Here is a 16,067-nt window from a genome sequence, read left to right on the forward strand (position 1 = left end):
ATGGAATTTATAGATATTCAACATGTAATTGCGGAAGCCCAGAGTCATTGTTTAGCGGGGAATATTCCTTTTTTTTCTTATAGAAAACCTGGTGAAGAGATGGTTTTCGGAGCGCAAATTTCGGGAAATGATGTATCTTGTCCTAGCTCCGCAGAAGCGTTTTTGCAAGAAGGTTTTTTATTAGTTCCGTTCAATATGCATGGTTCTGATGTTCCTGTTTTTATTAGAGGAGAAATAAATACTTTACAAAAACGGACATTAGATTTAAAAGCACTATCGGATAAAAGTTTTTTCCAGGAAGACAGTTGCTTTTCTGTAACAGATGTCGCGTTTGAAATGTATCGCCGGCAGATTGAAAACATGACCTCGTATATGCGTCAGGGAAAACTGAATAAAGCCGTTCTTTCACGGACGATCACGTTGAATAAAGCTATATATGACGATGTGGTACCTTTGTTTTTCCGGCTTGCAGAACAATATCCGGAAGCTTTTGTTTTTCTGGTCTCCACAGGTAAATACAGTTGGATAGGAGCTACACCCGAAACTTTCTTTTCAAAAAACGAAACAGGATTTTTTACAATGGCTCTTGCCGGTACAAGAAAAACCGGTACAAAAGGAGAATGGGGAGAAAAAGAACTGGAAGAACAACGTATCGTAACCGATTATATATATAAAGCTATTACTGATATTGGAATTACTCCGGAGGTGGAGGGCCCCTTTTCCCGTAATGCTGGTCCTGTGGAGCATCTATGTACTACTTTTAAAGGATATACGGAGCTTTCTTTTGAACAAGCTGCAGCTTTGGTAGGTGCTTTGCATCCTACTCCCGCCGTAGGCGGATTTCCGAAAGATGAAGCAATAAGGCTGATTCTGGAACAGGAGTGCCACGACAGAAGATATTACGGTGGATATCTGGGACCTTTGCATGGTAACGGATGTTTCGATTTATTTGTGAATTTGCGCAGTATGGAATTTAACCGTCATCAGGTACGCCTTTATATCGGTGGTGGTATCACTGCTCAATCGGAACCGTTGTCCGAATGGAACGAGACGGTTGCTAAGTCCCGTACATTACTGGATATGATAAAATAAAGAATAAGTATGGAAACGACAGATAAAGAGGCTTGTCTTATACTGGTTGATTTACTGGTAAAAAAAGGAGTTAGACGTGCCGTGCTTTCTCCGGGTTCACGAAACGCTCCTTTACTCGTAGCCTTTGCCCGTACCCGTGAGATAGAGCATTATGTGATGGTGGATGAGAGGAGCGCTGCTTTTATGGCTTTGGGAATGTGCCAGCAAACAGGTGAACCGGTTGCTTTGATATGTACTTCGGGCAGTGCATTGCTCAATTACGCTCCTGCTGTAGCCGAAGCTTATTATCAGCATTTACCTCTTATCGTGATCTCTGCCGACCGTCCGGTTGAATGGATAGACCAGAATGATAGCCAGACGATAAGGCAGCAAGATGCCTTACGTCCTCTTGTTAAAAGAGTATGTACTTTTCCGACGGCTGTTTTTGGAGAAGAAGAACGCTGGTATATCAATCGTATGGTGAATGATGCGTTGAATTATGCTGTAAGAGGAGAAAAAGGTCCTGTGCATATTAACGTGCCGTTGAGAGAGCCTTTATGTGAGGTGCGGTTTTGCGAAAAAATAAGCTCCAGGAATGTAATAGTTACGGAACCGGAATCAGTATTAAGCGAATGGGATTTATCCCAAATGACACAGGAATATTCTTCGGCCGGTAGGGTTATGATCATTGCGGCATTCGGATCGCCGGATAAGGAGCTGAATACGGCGCTTTCTGCTTTAGCCGGTCTGGATAATACGATTGTATTTACAGAAAGTATAGCGAACCTGAAAGATGAACGTTTTATCTCTACGATAGACAGGGTGCTTTCGGTCACAACCCGGGAAGAAAAAAAATCATTAGCTCCCGATTTGCTGATTACGCTGGGAGGAGCATTGGTCTCTCGTATCATAAAAAAATATTTGAGGGATAATCCTCCGAAATATCACTGGTATTTCAGTAAAAGTGAATTTCTTATCGATACGATGCAATGTATTACCCGGCAGGTAACTGTAAATGCTTCTTCCGCTTTGGAGCGATTGAGTAAAACAGTCGTTTCTCCAGAGAGCGATTATTCGGTGAACTGGCATAGACAAGCCTCTTTGGCAACTCGTCTGCATGATTCGTATGTTTCGGGAGTCGGATGGTGCGATTTGAAAGCATTTTCTCTTATTTTGCCGGCAATACCGCAAGGTACGGCTTTACAACTATCCAACGGAACTTCGGTGCGGTATGCACAGCTTTTCCCGTGTGAACAGGTATCAAGGGCCGATGCAAATCGCGGTGTGAGCGGTATAGACGGTTCTACGTCTACGGCATTGGGAGCTTCCTGTGTATATGAAGGGACGACTCTTCTTATTACGGGAGATATGAGTTTTACATATGACGTTAACGGTTTAGCCTCTTCTTATAATTCCCCTCGTTTTAAAATTATCGTAATGTGTAATGGCGGAGGTGGAATATTCCGTTTTATTAAGGGACCGAGCGATCTGAAAGAATTGGAAGAATGTTTCGAAGTAGCCAGAGATATTCCGGTAGAGGGATATGCTGCATTATTCGGATATCGTTTTTTTCGGGCCTCGAATGAGGAAGAATTGAAGTCGTTGCTTCCTGTGTTTTTTGCAGAAGATAAGTCTCCGGCTATTCTCGCAGTAGAAACTCCCCGTGTAGAAAACAGTGTAGTGCTTCGCGGGTATTTCCGTCGTCGTCCCCGATAAAGCCGTCTTATCGTTTTAATATACCGGCGTTGATGTGTAAGGCTAAAGATATGCCTATTTGAGAACCTCCGATATTTATATCCGATTTGTAATTTGTTCCTGTAATGAATATTTTGGTACGGATAGAGTATATGTCGTTTTCTCCTCCTGCATTGCGTAAAATAAAAGATTGTGCTGCTCTGAAATTGTAGATGTTTTTAAATCTGAAATCAAAACATAATCCTGCATTCCAGCTGTTACTTTCGTTTTTAAGAATCATATATTTATCTTCATTCTTATATTTTTTGGAATATGTTGAGCCGTTATACCCTGCAAACGGGATAAGTGCGAACCTGGGAGTAGAATAAATTTCGTAAGCCAGGGAGAACATACCATTTAAATATTGAAGGTTTTTTCCTCTTTCCCATATTTTGTTGCTGCCGTCATATAATAAAAGTATATCTTCTTTTGGAGTCGCATTTCCTATATTATAATCGAACATTAAATATATCCGTTGCCAACCAAGTTCAAAACCCAAATTCAGACATGGTGCAGCGTTATATAATTTTCCTATATCTCCGGTCGGGATGATATAGCTTCCTCCGAGATATACACTTACATTGAATTTACGTTTAAATGTTTTTTGTAATACAGGCTCCGGATTCTCTACCAGGGCTTTATTCACATATAATTCCCATTCTTCTAAACGATTCTCATTTAGACCGTTTTTTGTTTCTTCATCTATAATCTTTTTTTGTTTTTCAAAATCATCCAGTACATACTTGTAGTCTGCAATCATGTTATAGTTACCTGCAAACAACTGTTGTTGTATAAACCTTCTGTATACTTCGAGCAAGTCATAATTCAGTTGGGCAAAGCGTATGGCATTTATATTTGCTGAATCGGTGATATATGAGTTTTTCCGGTCGAACAGGTTTTCTACTTTATAGTATTTATATGTGATTCCATTATATTTTTCTTTTCCATTGGTTATTTCCAATCTGATGGAGTCTTTAGATGGTATTCCTTTGAATGTGTTTTGACCTTTAAAATCTTCTTGAGAGAGTTTTCCGCTTTTCCATTTTTTTACGTCAGTCTCATTCGTTTGTGTGTGAACAGGAAAGAAAAATAAAAGAAGAGAAATTAATAGTAAGAATCTTAGAAATGTGTTTTGCATGATATGTGATATTTGAATGATATTTACAAATATATATAAAATAATAGGAATAGAAATATAATGGGCTGCTGAAATAAACGTTTATATTGGGAATCCGAGTATAACGTCATAGACTTATAATAAATAGATAAAAAAAGAGATACCTTTTTTATAAAGGTATCTCACAAATCTGAAAGTATTTAGGTTATGCTTATTTAACCTCAATGCATTTTTGTATCTTGGTCGCTTCTTCGTTTCGTTTAGGAATATCCACAGTCAATACGCCATCTTCAACTTGTGCAGTAATTTTGTCTTTTTCAACATCATTAGGCAATATCATTGTTTGTTGAAATTTAGAGTATGAAAATTCCCGGCGCAGATATCGGCTGTTCTTTTTCTCTTCTTTCTTTTGTTCTTTTTTCTCCATGGCGATAACTAAATTATTATCTTCGTCAATGTGGACATTAAAATCTTTTTTAGTCATACCCGGAGCAGCTAATTCGATTTTATAATCGTTTTCGCTTTCGATTACGTTAATAGCAGGAGCTGTGGCATTGGCTCTTTCCATCCAGTCGTTATCAAAGAAATCATTAAAGATACTTGGTAACCAATTCTGAGTTCTTCTTACAGGCATCATAATTTAATCTCCTATCATTTAGTTAAACATTCGGTTTTATTGGAACTGAGTTTTTTAACTTAGTTCATTTGATATGAGACAAATACAATGCCAATATAAGAAAACTGACATTTTGTAACTATATAAATGATATATACTGTAAAAATGTCTTTTATTGTGTAAAAATGTCATGTTATATTAAAATTAAAGATGAATACTTGTGGATAGTCTTTAATATTGAAATTATTTTTTTAACAGCAATATAAAGTAAAGCGTATGTAGAATTAATGCCGATTGAATAATTCTTGCCTGTGATATTATAACTCATCGTTGGTTTTTATTAACTTTGAAGAATTGAAAATGGAAATATCAAACTTTTAAATATAAAATTATGGCTACGAGAGAATGGAAGAAAATAAAAGATTATGAAGATATTAAATTTGATTTTTTTGAAGGAATAGCGAGAATTATGATAAACCGTCCGCAAGTATATAATGCCTTTCGTCCTCAGACTAATTTTGAAATGCTGGATGCTATGGCGATATGCCGGGAGAGAAATGAAATCGGTGTTGTCGTTCTGACAGGTGCCGGAGATAAAGCCTTCTGTTCGGGAGGAGATCAAAAAGTAAAAGGAATAGGCGGTTATATCGATGAAAACGGAGTACCCCGGCTTAATGTGCTGGATTTACATAAAGCTATTCGTTCTATTCCTAAGCCGGTTATTGCTATGGTAAACGGCTATGCCATAGGGGGTGGCCATGTGCTTCATGTCGTGTGTGATTTGACGATTGCATCCGAAAATGCCCGTTTCGGTCAAACAGGCCCTAAGGTAGGCAGTTTCGACGGAGGGTTCGGTTCTTCATATCTGGCACGTGTGGTGGGACAAAAGAAAGCCCGGGAAATATGGTTCTTGTGTCGTCAATATACTGCTAAGGAAGCAGAAGATATGGGTCTGGTAAATAAAGTTGTACCATTTGAGAAACTGGAAGATGAGACTGTCGATTGGTGTAAAACGATACTCCAGCGCAGCCCGATGGCTATACGAATGATAAAACGTGCATTAAATGCCGAGCTAGACGGGCAGCACGGTCTTATGGAATTTGCCGGAGATGCCACTTTGATGTACTATCTGATGGAAGAGGCACAGGAAGGAAAGAACGCTTTCCTGGAAAAAAGAGATCCCGATTTTCAGAAATTCCCTAAATTCCCCGGATAAAATGCAGGCAGCTTTCACACGCTATGTATTGCAGTTTAAAACACCTTCAGGAACTTCCAGGGGAATTTTACGTGAAAAGGAAACGTATTTTATCAAAATATGGGAGACAGCTTCTCCCGATATTTTTGGTATAGGGGAGTGTGCTCTTTTCCGGGGATTAAGTGCGGAGGATAATCCGGAGTATGAAGCTAAATTAGCACAAGTTTGCCATAGTATAAACGACGTAACTTTAGATTCGTTAAAGGATTGGAGTTCTATTTGGTTCGGCCTGGAAACTGCTTTGAACGATTTAAGAAATGGTGGCCGCAGAGTTATTTTTCCCGGAGAGTTCGTGCAAGGAAAACAAAAGATAGAGATCAATGGTCTTATCTGGATGGGTGACAGGGAGACTATGAAGCAACGCATTGAGGAGAAATTAAGAGCCGGCTTTCGGTGTATAAAATTGAAAATAGGAGCCATAGACTTTAGTAGCGAGTTGGATTTGCTGCAATATATACGTTCCCGTTTCGATAAACATACTGTGGAGTTGCGTGTGGACGCCAACGGTGCTTTTGATCCGGCGGAAGCTTTACAAAAGCTGCAAATGTTGTCGAGATATGATTTACACTCTATCGAGCAGCCTGTTCGGCAAGGGCAATGGGAAGTGATGGCGGAGCTGTGCAGGCGTTCTCCTGTACCTATAGTTTTGGATGAAGAATTGATAGGAATAAACGATTTGATCGAAAAAACAGCTTTGCTGGAAACTATCAGACCGGCATATATTATTTTAAAGCCTGCTTTGGCCGGAGGATTTTCCGGTTCGTCCGAATGGATCTCGTTAGCTGAGGAACGGGGAATCGGATGGTGGGTGACATCCGCGCTTGAGTCTAATGTTGGCTTGAATGCTATTGCTCAATGGACAGGTATGATGCCAGTCACAATGCCGCAGGGTCTGGGAACGGGTGGTTTATATGTCAATAATATAGGATCGCCTCTATACCAGAACGGTTCTTCTATCGCCTATGACCCGCAGAAAGAATGGATTTTACCGATGGAATCATGGAAATAAATGTAAATCATATCTTATGTACTTCCTGGAGTGAATTGGAACAGGCTGCTTTACCCGAAGTCGTTGCTTTTTTAAGGGAGTGGTATGACGGTTCACCCTATATTGTCGCTCATACTTCCGGTTCGACCGGAATACCTAAAGAATTAAAATTGCTAAAATGTGATATGGAAGCTTCGGCTAAACTCACGAATGATTATTTTGGAATTGATCGAACGTCTGTTTTGCTGTTGTGTCTGTCTCCCGATTATATTGCAGGAAAAATGATGATAGTAAGGGCTTTGTGTTCCGGCGCTTGTTTATTGACTGTCTCTCCGTCTTCACATCCCTTGGACAAGATAGAAGAAAAGATTGATTTTGCGGCTATGGTACCCATGCAGGTTCAGAAGATACTGGAAAATGAATCTGGTAAATCACGTTTAAACCGCATAAAAAAACTCATAATCGGAGGAGCTCCCGTTTCTCAGGAGTTGGAAAGTAAATTGAAAAACTTGTCTGTCGCCAGTTATATTACGTATGGTATGACAGAAACCGTGTCTCATGTGGCTTTAAGACAACTGAATGATGGGTCGAATATCTATTTTGCGTTAGGAGATATTTCATTTTCGGAAGATAATAGGAATTGTCTGGTTATACACGCACCTCATCTGAGCCAAAAAGTATTTGTGACCAATGACGTCGTGTCATTGTGTGATAGAACGCATTTTATTTGGAGAGGCCGTTTTGATTGGGTGATAAATTCAGGCGGAGTGAAAATATTCCCCGAATCCATCGAAAAAAAGCTGGCTTCGGTCATACCGGTAAGATTTTTTGTAACGGGAGTTGATGATGTTCTTTTAGGACAAAAGGTGGTATTGGTCTTGGAGGGTGAAATGTGGGATGAGAAGGAAGAACAAAAATTGAGAGCATGCATGAATAATATCCTGGGACGTTATGAACAACCTCGTGAAATAAAATATATGCCTGTTTTCAGGGAAACCGCTTCCGGCAAAATAATAAGAGAAATACACTGATTTTATTTCGGGTATGTGTTGCACGATGTTTTACCTGATAACGGTTGTTATGATGATATATATTACATGAGTAGTATAATAATAAGCATAGATGGAATGCCATCTATGCTTATTTCTTTTTAAGAGTTGAACTTTTCTTTTACCCTGTCGGTACCTTGCTGTACTTTTTCTTTCACCGTATCGGCTATTTCCGTACCTTTTTCTTTGGCGACGTTTACGGCATGTTTCGTTTTTTCTTTTAATTCCGATGTTTGTTCTCTCGCCTGTTCTTTAGCATTGTCCATAGAGTTCTTCGTTTTTTCCTGAGCAATGTTTGCAGCTTCTTTCAGATTTTCTTTTGCTGCATCTACTTTTTGTTTCACTTCTTTGTCCATAATCATGTAATTTGGTTTAATTGTAATACAATGATTATAGCTGAAAGTTTGCAGTATTAAGCTTCTTTGTTCTATCGTTTCGTTTATTTTAAAAGAAATGATATAATAAATGAAAAGCCCTTTTGAATCTTAAAGAATCAAAAGGGCTTTTTATGAGCCACGACCGGGACTCGAACCCGGGACCTTTTCGTTACGAATGAAATGCTCTACCGACTGAGCTATTGTGGCGAAAACGGTGCAAATGTAATGCTTTTTAATCGTTGAAACAACCTTTTTACAAAAAAAATGCGGAACTTTTTTGTTGAAATAAAAAGTAACGGGAATAAATAATTTTATTCCCGTTACTTTTATTGTTTTAGTATATTGATATCCGGCTATTTATAAGCACTTTTCACACTGAAGATCATATTTACCTTGATGTTTTCGGTATCGAGGTGTACTAATGCGGGACCCATTACGAAAGGAATTATTTCATTCACTACAACGGAACTTGAATAACCGTTCGATACGGTTTCGGTATATACCCATACCGGAGTTAGTACTATTTCTTCGTCTTCTGCTGTCGCATTTCCATCAGGATTATTTTTCATGATATTCGTAATATAATCTCTCAGATTACCGAAATCATATTCTTTTTTGGTACTGTTATATGTTGCATAAAAAGAATTTTTATTGTCCGGTAATTCTTTATCTTCAAAGAATTTATCTTTTTTTGATTTACGGATAAATAACAAATATTGAGGCGGTTCTATATCGTATTTCGTTTTTACCGGTGAAAATGCCGGTACTTTAAAAGATATTGTATTCAGAACACCTTGGGCATTTCCGTCTTCTTTTAATCTGTTTTTGTATGTGTCGATGATCTTTTGAGCAGGAAAATTTATAATAGCATCATATCCTACAGGAGCCTGAATGTAGACGTCTCCATTATTGACGGCTTCTTCTATTTTAGCATCAGGCGTTAATTGTATATGATTTACCGAATTGATTTCGGGGGTGACCGCCAGGAATTGTTGGCTTGCGTTGTATAACGATTCTTTCCCGTCGTCGTCGGTTTTGAATTTCCTGTAATACATTGCCATTACGGTTTGTTGTATGTTTATTACATTACCGCTGCCGTAACTGCTTTGTACATATATGCCCGGAAAGAACTGGGCGAATTTATTGGGTGATTCGTAAGTTGAAGGATTATTGATGTATTCCCGGTAAAAATTAAGAGCCATTTCTCGTGGTAGCTTTACGTCTACTGCTTTAATTTTAAGTTTTTGAAGAGTATCCGGCATACTCACGAAAGATGCCGTATATGCTTTTTTAGCAAGTAGATTATTCTCTGAATAATATTTGTCCGGGTTAATATCGGTGTACAAAGGTTTCTCTAATGTTTTTGAAAGTTGATAGACTTTCAATTGCATGGGAGCCAGCGAATCTCCGGTAAAAGAGTTGATACTGAAATTGAGATGGAGTACGAGAGAATCTATATTTTCTTCCAGAACTGTTGTTGTGTCCAGTTTCGTGGCCGGCATGAATTGTGTGAGGAAATCGGAACGGAGGTTCCCGTATCCCGGAACATCTATCTCTCCGATCAATTGTATAATAGTACGTCCCGATGCCCGGTTAGTTATTTCGGAATGTGCGCTTACCTGAAACGTAGAATCTATAATGCTGACAACGGAATTATCGACCGAAGTACCTATCTGGCTTAAATCGTCTCCACAAGATGTCAATAGGGCTATAGCCGCAATAGGTAAGAATCTTGTAATCTTCATTGTATCTTAATCGTTTTGATGTTCTTGACCCCAAACTTCATTGTAGAAGTCATTATAAGCGTCGATATAAGAGTCTGGTTGTTGGTATCCGAGGAATGGCACGTTCGTAGATTGTGCGTATTGCAATATCTCGGGTGAGATGTTTTCACTGGCCTGTATTATTCCGTCGGAATAATTGATGGCGAGTTTAGTTAAATCTTCTGTATTAACCGGAGTCCCGGCTTTAAAGTTGATATCGTCGGGTGTAATACCGTCCAGTAGCAGCTTATTGGCAAAATTAGGATCAAAAGGTGTTTTAAATGCTCTGTCGTATAGAGAGAATATGACTTTCGTATCCCGGAATGACGGATCTTCGGCGTATGCTTTCTTTATATATAACGGGGTAAGCGAAGTCATCCAACCGTGACAGTGAATAATATCGGGTACCCAGCGTAATTTCTTTACGGTTTCCATAACACCCCGTACGAAGAAAATACTGCGTTCGTCGTTATCACTACGGCTGTCTTCATCTTCGTTTCCGTCTCCATTGCAACGTTGGAAGTAATCATCGTTATCAATAAAATAAACTTGCATACGAGCCGATTGTATGGAAGCAACCTTGATAATTAAGGGATGGTCTGTATCATCGATGATTAGGTTCATGCCGGATAAGCGGATTACTTCGTGAAGTTGGTTCCGACGTTCGTTAATATTGCCGTATTTGGGCATGAAGGTCCGTATTTCGTGTCCTCTTTCCTGGATTCCCTGGGGAAGATTGCGACATACGGTGGATATTTCCGTTTCAGGTAGATACGGTGTGATTTCTTGGGCAATAAATAGGACTTTTGCAACTTTCATTATGGTATTCCTCTGATCTCAATAAAATTATTCTGCAAAGATAATAAAAAAAACGGCTCGAATATCCAAATGTTAGAAGTATTAACATGTCGTTATCGCTATTTTATTGTTATTTGTATCTTAAACGAAGATTTCAACCGACATTTTATGAATTTTATCCTGCTTTAGTTTCGCTGTTTGGGTTTTATTTACTTCTTTTGCACCGATTTTCTAAATACGACTATGGAAATAATAACAAAAATAGCTGATCTGCAGCAGAAAATGTCTTCTGCCAGAATTCAGGGAAAGCGTGTAGGGCTATTACCTACGATGGGTGCTCTTCACGAAGGACATATAACACTAGCCAGAACTTGTGTCGATGCTAACGATTGTTCTGTGGTGAGCGTGTTTGTTAATCCTACCCAGTTTAATGATAAGAACGACCTTTTACTTTATCCCCGGACATTGGATAAGGATTGTGCCCTTTTGGATGAAGTGGGGGTGACTTATGTGTTCGCTCCTTCGGTCGAAGAGATATACCCGGAAGAGGACACGAGGGTTTTTCATTTAGGCTCTGTTGCAGAAGTCATGGAGGGCAAATATCGTCCGGGACATTTTAACGGGGTGGCTCAGATCGTAAGCAGGCTTTTTGACATTGTGAAACCTGATAATGCATATTTCGGAGAGAAAGATTTTCAGCAGATAGCCGTAATAAAAGCTATGGTTAAGCAATTAGGGATGAAAGTCCATATTGTTGCATGTCCCATTGTCCGCGAGCCTGACGGATTGGCATTAAGCAGCCGGAACGTAAGACTTACTCCCGAACAAAGAAAAAATGCGCCTAAAATAGCAGAAACTTTATTTAAAAGCCGTACCTTTGCGCAAGATCATACGGTAGCGGAAACTATTAAATACGTGACCGATACGATCGATGCGGTTCCTGAAATGCGGGTGGAATATTACGAGATTGTGGATGGTAATAATTTGCTCCCTGTAATATCGTGGGAGGACTCTGAATATATAGTGGGTTGTATTACAGTGTTTTGTGGAAACGTTCGTTTGATCGATAATATATCATATAAGCACTGAGTGTATTCATAAATATAAATAGAACGGTATGCTGGTAGAAGTAGTAAAATCTAAGATACACCGGGTGACAGTTACTCAGGCGGATCTTAATTATATCGGTAGTATTACTATCGATGAAGATCTGATGGATGCGGCCAATATCATTGCGAATGAGAAAGTGTCGATTGTAAATAACAATAACGGAGAACGATTTGAAACTTATGTGATAAAGGGCGAGCGGGGATCGGGTGTAATTTGTCTTAACGGAGCTGCCGCCCGTAAAGTCCAGCCTGGAGATATCGTTATAATCATGTCGTATGCGCTGATGGATTTTGAAGAGGCAAAACAGTTTACCCCAGCGGTTATTTTCCCGGATACGGCAACGAATAAACTTATTTAATACAAGGAAGTTTATAAAATAAAACCGGGACCCATCTTTTACAGATGGGTTTCTTTTTATTATTAAATTGTAAATTCATACTTTATGTTTAGCAAGAAAGAGATATGGAATGTTTCATATCCGATCCTGATCAGCCTGTTTGTGCAGAATCTTATTAATATTACCGATACGGCTTTTATGGGACGTGTTGGTGAGGTGGAGTTGGGTGCATCTGCTCTGGCCGGAGTATTTTATCTGGCAATTTATATGATGTGTTTCGGTTTTAGTACCGGTGCGCAGATTTTGATGGCCCGTCGTAACGGAGAAGGAAGATATCGGTGTATGGGAGGGATTATGTCGCAGGGAATAATTTTTTTGGAGTTATTTTCAGTTTTGCTATTTTTTATCGTTGCATCGTATGCGCCTGCCTTATTACGTTTGCTGATTTCTTCTGAGTCGGTTTATAGGGCTGCCGCAGAATATATGGACTACAGGATTTACGGACTTTTTTTCTCATCGGTAGCAGTTATGTTCAGGGCTTTTTATGTAGGAATAACCCGTACCCGGGTATTGATGCAGAATGCTGTCATTATGACTCTGTCCAATGTTATGCTGAATTATCTTCTCATTTTCGGGAAAATGGGATTTCCGGCAATGGGGATCGGTGGTGCTGCGTTGGCTTCTTCACTGTCCGAAGCGGTATCAATGTTACATTTCATAATTTATACGTTGGCATGCATGGATACACGTAAGTACAATCTGTTTCATTTTGGGGAGAAAAGTATGAATGTTATTGCAGGCATACTTAAAGTTTCTATATGGACTATGATACAGAATTTTGTTACGATAGGTACTTGGTTTCTGTTTTTTGTTGCTGTAGAGCATTTGGGTGAAAGACCTCTTGCTATCTCTAATATAGTGCGTAGTCTTTCAACCGTTTTGTTCATGCCCGTAAATGCTTTTGCCGTAGCTTCCTGTACGTTGGTGAGTAATGCACTGGGGGCGAAACGGTCGTATGATGTAATTCCAATTATCCGGCGTGTTATAGTTTTGTGTTATATGGTGGTCATACCGTTAATCGGACTTATTTATATATGCCCGGATTTGTTTCTTCGCATTTATACCGGTGATACGCTTCTTATAAATAGCAGTTTGCCGTCGTTATATGTGATGGCTTCATTTTATATATTTGCCGTGCCGGGCAGTATCTTGTTTCAGTCGGTTTCAGGAACAGGTGATACCCGTATGGCGTTTATTATAGAATTTATAACTGTGTTGTTCTATATAGCCGCAATATATGTAATCGTGCTTGTCTTGCGTTCCGATGTGGCTTATTGCTGGACAGTAGAACATGTATACTGGGGGGTAATGTTATTGCTTTCTATATTTTATTTTAAAAAAGCGGATTGGCGTAATAAAAAAATATAGAAAATCCCAACCTTTTTTGTATTTTTGCGCTTTCAGATAATCGAGGTAATAAGAAAAAGATAAAATAAATTATGTTTGAGAATTTAAGTGAAAGACTGGAACGTTCTTTCAAGATACTTAAAGGTGAAGGTAAAATTACTGAAATAAATGTTTCCGAGACCTTAAAGGACGTACGTCGCGCTCTTTTAGACGCCGATGTCAATTATAAAGTAGCCAAGCAATTTACCGATACGGTTAAGATGAAGGCTCTGGGACAGGATGTATTGACCGCCGTTAAGCCCGGTCAGTTAATGGTGAAAATTGTTCATGACGAGTTGACTTCCCTCATGGGTGGAGAAGCGGTAGATATAAAAGTATCGGATAATCCTTCGGTGATTCTTATGTCGGGTTTGCAGGGTTCCGGTAAAACTACGTTTTCCGGAAAATTGGCCAATATGCTTAAGTCCAAAAGAGGCAAACATCCTTTGTTGGTTGCAGGTGATGTGTACAGGCCGGCGGCTATAGAGCAGTTGAAAGTTCTGGGTGAACAGATCGGGGTTCCGGTTTATACCGAAGAAGGAAGTAAGGACCCTGTGTCTATTGCCCGTAACGGTATAAAGTATGCAAAGGAAAATCATCTGGATCTTGTGATTGTCGATACTGCGGGACGTCTGGCGGTAGATGAACAAATGATGAAAGAGATTAAGGCTATAAAAGATGCTATTAATCCGAATGAAATATTGTTTGTCGTGGATGCCATGACGGGACAGGATGCAGTAAATACCGCGAAAGAATTCAACGATCGTCTTGATTTTGATGGCGTAGTCCTCACGAAACTGGATGGAGATACGCGTGGCGGTGCCGCTTTGTCTATTCGTACGATAGTGGACAAACCTATCAAGTTTGTAGGTACGGGAGAAAAAATGGAAGCTATCGATCCATTCCATCCCGCCCGTATGGCAGACCGTATCCTGGGAATGGGGGATATCGTTTCTCTTGTAGAGCGTGCACAGGAGCAATATAACGAAGAAGAAGCAAAACGTCTTCAAAAGAAAATAGCAAAAAATCAGTTTGATTTTAATGATTTTATTAGTCAGATACAACAAATCAAGAAGATGGGTAATCTCAAGGATCTGGCTTCTATGGTTCCCGGATTGGGAAAAGCCATCAAAGACGTTGATATTGACGATAATGCATTTAAAAGTATAGAAGCGATAATTTATTCTATGACTCCTGCGGAGAGAACTTCTCCCGAAATATTGAACGGAAGCCGTCGCCAGCGTATCGCACGAGGTAGCGGAACCACAGTTCAAGAAGTGAACCGGCTTATTAAGCAGTTTGATGAGACGAGAAAGATGATGCGTATGGTAACACAGAATAAAGGCGCAATGCGTATGATGAGAGGAATGAAGAAATAAAAATAATACATACAATGAAAACACCGGATACATTTTGGTTTTCTGTTCTTATTGAGTGAATAAAGAGCCGGGAATGTATCCGGTGTTTTCTTATATAATTAAATAGAATAATATTATGCAGCTGATAGACGGTAAAGCTATTTCGGATCGCATTAAGCAGGAAATTGCCTGTGAGGTGGAAAAAATTAAAGCAGAAGGAGGGAAAATACCTCATCTGGCAGCCATTCTGGTAGGTCATGATGGAGGTAGCGAGACCTATGTGGCGAATAAAGTAAAAGCGTGTGAGCAATGCGGTTTTAAATCTACTTTAATTCGTTATGAAACTGATGTGACGGAAAACGAGCTTTTGGCGCGGGTGGAAGAATTGAATAGGGATGAAGATATTGACGGCTTTATTGTACAGCTCCCTTTACCTGGTCATATTTCGGAACAGAAAGTAATAGAAGCTATAGATTATCGTAAGGATGTCGACGGTTTTCATCCTGTAAATGTAGGTAGAATGAATATCGGTCTTCCGTGTTTTGTTTCCGCTACTCCCGCCGGTATATTGGAATTACTGAAAAGGTATGATATAAATACCAAGGGAAAACATTGCGTCGTATTGGGAAGAAGTAATATAGTGGGGAAACCTGTTGCAGCACTGATGATGCAAAAGGCTGTACCTGGAAATGCAACGGTAACCGTGTGCCATAGCGCTACGCCGGATATTAAAGATATATGCCGTTCGGCCGATATTATTATTGCAGCTCTGGGCTCTCCGCATTTTGTTACAGCAGATATGGTAAGGGATGGTGCGGTGGTTATTGATGTAGGTACGACAAGAGTTCCGTCTGATAAAACAAAATCAGGTTTTAAATTGACCGGAGATGTGAAGTTTGACGAAGTGGCTTCTAAATGTTCTTATATAACCCCTGTACCCGGGGGAGTCGGCCCTATGACGATCGTATCTCTTATGCGTAATACTTTACTCGCAGGGAAAAAAGAAATATATAAATAAACGGAAATATCTGCTGAAAAAGTATTTTTT

15 protein-coding genes and 1 tRNA gene are annotated in these 16,067 nt (G+C 39.5%); 10 read left to right on the forward strand and 6 right to left on the reverse strand.

The window, feature by feature from the left end; all coding sequences use genetic code 11:
- Complete coding sequence (locus tag OCV73_RS02975; protein WP_147548896.1) at positions 1–1,092, forward strand: chorismate-binding protein; 1,092 nt, start codon at positions 1–3, stop codon at positions 1,090–1,092.
- Between the two features lie 9 nt (positions 1,093–1,101).
- Positions 1,102–2,787 (forward strand): 2-succinyl-5-enolpyruvyl-6-hydroxy-3-cyclohexene-1-carboxylic-acid synthase, encoded by a 1,686-nt coding sequence (menD, locus tag OCV73_RS02980; protein ID WP_147548898.1) that lies wholly within the window; start codon positions 1,102–1,104, stop codon positions 2,785–2,787.
- Positions 2,788–2,794: 7 nt separating this feature from the next.
- Here the strand turns inward: menD and OCV73_RS02985 are convergent, their stop codons facing one another.
- Both OCV73_RS02985 and OCV73_RS02990 read right to left on the reverse strand, forming a co-directional pair.
- Positions 2,795–3,943 carry a hypothetical protein gene (locus OCV73_RS02985; protein ID WP_147548900.1) on the reverse strand — a complete coding sequence of 383 codons (1,149 nt, stop codon included), beginning with the start codon at positions 3,941–3,943 and terminating at the stop codon, positions 2,795–2,797.
- A gap of 190 nt (positions 3,944–4,133) precedes the next feature.
- The gene (locus tag OCV73_RS02990) at positions 4,134–4,559 is read right to left on the reverse strand and encodes an Hsp20/alpha crystallin family protein (RefSeq protein WP_262512855.1); all 426 of its coding nucleotides are present in this window, start codon (positions 4,557–4,559) and stop codon (positions 4,134–4,136) included.
- A gap of 370 nt (positions 4,560–4,929) precedes the next feature.
- On the opposite strand from OCV73_RS02990, the gene menB reads away from it, so the two are divergent.
- Genes menB through OCV73_RS03005 form a run of 3 tightly spaced genes read left to right on the forward strand, consistent with a single transcriptional unit; the run spans position 4,930 to position 7,812 of the window.
- Complete coding sequence (gene menB / locus OCV73_RS02995) at positions 4,930–5,754, forward strand: 1,4-dihydroxy-2-naphthoyl-CoA synthase (RefSeq protein WP_147548902.1); 825 nt, start codon at positions 4,930–4,932, stop codon at positions 5,752–5,754.
- Between the two features lies 1 nt (position 5,755).
- Positions 5,756–6,802 (forward strand): o-succinylbenzoate synthase, encoded by a 1,047-nt coding sequence (locus OCV73_RS03000; protein WP_147548904.1) that lies wholly within the window; start codon positions 5,756–5,758, stop codon positions 6,800–6,802.
- Positions 6,772–7,812: an AMP-binding protein gene (locus tag OCV73_RS03005; RefSeq protein WP_147548906.1), complete on the forward strand. Its 1,041-nt coding sequence runs from the start codon at positions 6,772–6,774 to the stop codon at positions 7,810–7,812. The genes OCV73_RS03000 and OCV73_RS03005 overlap by 31 nt, the downstream gene beginning before the upstream one ends.
- A gap of 119 nt (positions 7,813–7,931) precedes the next feature.
- On the opposite strand, the gene OCV73_RS03010 is transcribed toward OCV73_RS03005, so the two are convergent.
- The 4 genes from OCV73_RS03010 to OCV73_RS03025 form a co-directional block, all read right to left on the reverse strand.
- On the reverse strand, positions 7,932–8,186 hold the full coding sequence (locus tag OCV73_RS03010) for a YtxH domain-containing protein (RefSeq protein WP_147548908.1): 255 nt from the start codon (positions 8,184–8,186) through the stop codon (positions 7,932–7,934).
- 155 nt (positions 8,187–8,341) lie between these two features.
- Positions 8,342–8,414 (reverse strand) — tRNA-Thr (locus tag OCV73_RS03015).
- 146 nt (positions 8,415–8,560) lie between these two features.
- Positions 8,561–9,952 carry a DUF4270 family protein gene (locus tag OCV73_RS03020; protein WP_147548910.1) on the reverse strand — a complete coding sequence of 464 codons (1,392 nt, stop codon included), beginning with the start codon at positions 9,950–9,952 and terminating at the stop codon, positions 8,561–8,563.
- 6 nt (positions 9,953–9,958) lie between these two features.
- A complete protein-coding gene (locus OCV73_RS03025; RefSeq protein ID WP_147548912.1) occupies positions 9,959–10,792 on the reverse strand; it encodes a glycogen/starch synthase in 834 nt (277 codons plus the stop codon).
- 219 nt (positions 10,793–11,011) lie between these two features.
- Here OCV73_RS03025 and panC point away from each other — a divergent pair, with 219 nt between their 5' ends.
- The 5 genes from panC to folD all read left to right on the forward strand — a co-directional run bounded on the left by panC (position 11,012) and on the right by folD (position 16,037).
- Positions 11,012–11,857, forward strand: a complete 846-nt coding sequence (gene panC, locus OCV73_RS03030) for a pantoate--beta-alanine ligase (RefSeq protein WP_147548914.1) — start codon at positions 11,012–11,014, stop codon at positions 11,855–11,857.
- A gap of 28 nt (positions 11,858–11,885) precedes the next feature.
- The gene (gene panD, locus OCV73_RS03035) at positions 11,886–12,236 is read left to right on the forward strand and encodes an aspartate 1-decarboxylase (RefSeq protein ID WP_147548916.1); all 351 of its coding nucleotides are present in this window, start codon (positions 11,886–11,888) and stop codon (positions 12,234–12,236) included.
- A gap of 84 nt (positions 12,237–12,320) precedes the next feature.
- Positions 12,321–13,643, forward strand: coding sequence for an MATE family efflux transporter (locus tag OCV73_RS03040; protein ID WP_147548919.1), 1,323 nt, complete (start codon positions 12,321–12,323; stop codon positions 13,641–13,643).
- A 71-nt stretch (positions 13,644–13,714) separates the two neighbouring features.
- The gene (gene ffh, locus OCV73_RS03045; protein WP_147548921.1) at positions 13,715–15,040 is read left to right on the forward strand and encodes a signal recognition particle protein; all 1,326 of its coding nucleotides are present in this window, start codon (positions 13,715–13,717) and stop codon (positions 15,038–15,040) included.
- Positions 15,041–15,155: 115 nt separating this feature from the next.
- A complete protein-coding gene (folD, locus tag OCV73_RS03050; RefSeq protein WP_147548923.1) occupies positions 15,156–16,037 on the forward strand; it encodes a bifunctional methylenetetrahydrofolate dehydrogenase/methenyltetrahydrofolate cyclohydrolase FolD in 882 nt (293 codons plus the stop codon).
- Positions 16,038–16,067 lie beyond the last annotated feature (30 nt).

The sequence above is a fragment of the Barnesiella propionica genome, from assembly GCF_025567045.1.
In the GTDB taxonomy this organism is placed as follows: Bacteria; Bacteroidota; Bacteroidia; order Bacteroidales; family Barnesiellaceae; genus Barnesiella_B; species Barnesiella_B propionica.

What these genes read in the sequence shown, in the direction of transcription:
- OCV73_RS02975 (WP_147548896.1), top strand. Translation starts at nt 1, where the DNA reads ATGGAATTTATAGATATTCAACATGTAATTGCGGAAGCCCAGAGTCAT.
- menD (WP_147548898.1), top strand. Translation starts at nt 1,102, where the DNA reads ATGGAAACGACAGATAAAGAGGCTTGTCTTATACTGGTTGATTTACTG.
- OCV73_RS02985 (WP_147548900.1), bottom strand. Translation starts at nt 3,943, where the DNA reads ATGCAAAACACATTTCTAAGATTCTTACTATTAATTTCTCTTCTTTTA.
- OCV73_RS02990 (WP_262512855.1), bottom strand. Translation starts at nt 4,559, where the DNA reads ATGATGCCTGTAAGAAGAACTCAGAATTGGTTACCAAGTATCTTTAAT.
- menB (WP_147548902.1), top strand. Translation starts at nt 4,930, where the DNA reads ATGGCTACGAGAGAATGGAAGAAAATAAAAGATTATGAAGATATTAAA.
- OCV73_RS03000 (WP_147548904.1), top strand. Translation starts at nt 5,756, where the DNA reads ATGCAGGCAGCTTTCACACGCTATGTATTGCAGTTTAAAACACCTTCA.
- OCV73_RS03005 (WP_147548906.1), top strand. Translation starts at nt 6,772, where the DNA reads ATGGATTTTACCGATGGAATCATGGAAATAAATGTAAATCATATCTTA.
- OCV73_RS03010 (WP_147548908.1), bottom strand. Translation starts at nt 8,186, where the DNA reads ATGGACAAAGAAGTGAAACAAAAAGTAGATGCAGCAAAAGAAAATCTG.
- OCV73_RS03020 (WP_147548910.1), bottom strand. Translation starts at nt 9,952, where the DNA reads ATGAAGATTACAAGATTCTTACCTATTGCGGCTATAGCCCTATTGACA.
- panC (WP_147548914.1), top strand. Translation starts at nt 11,012, where the DNA reads ATGGAAATAATAACAAAAATAGCTGATCTGCAGCAGAAAATGTCTTCT.
- panD (WP_147548916.1), top strand. Translation starts at nt 11,886, where the DNA reads ATGCTGGTAGAAGTAGTAAAATCTAAGATACACCGGGTGACAGTTACT.
- OCV73_RS03040 (WP_147548919.1), top strand. Translation starts at nt 12,321, where the DNA reads ATGTTTAGCAAGAAAGAGATATGGAATGTTTCATATCCGATCCTGATC.
- ffh (WP_147548921.1), top strand. Translation starts at nt 13,715, where the DNA reads ATGTTTGAGAATTTAAGTGAAAGACTGGAACGTTCTTTCAAGATACTT.
- folD (WP_147548923.1), top strand. Translation starts at nt 15,156, where the DNA reads ATGCAGCTGATAGACGGTAAAGCTATTTCGGATCGCATTAAGCAGGAA.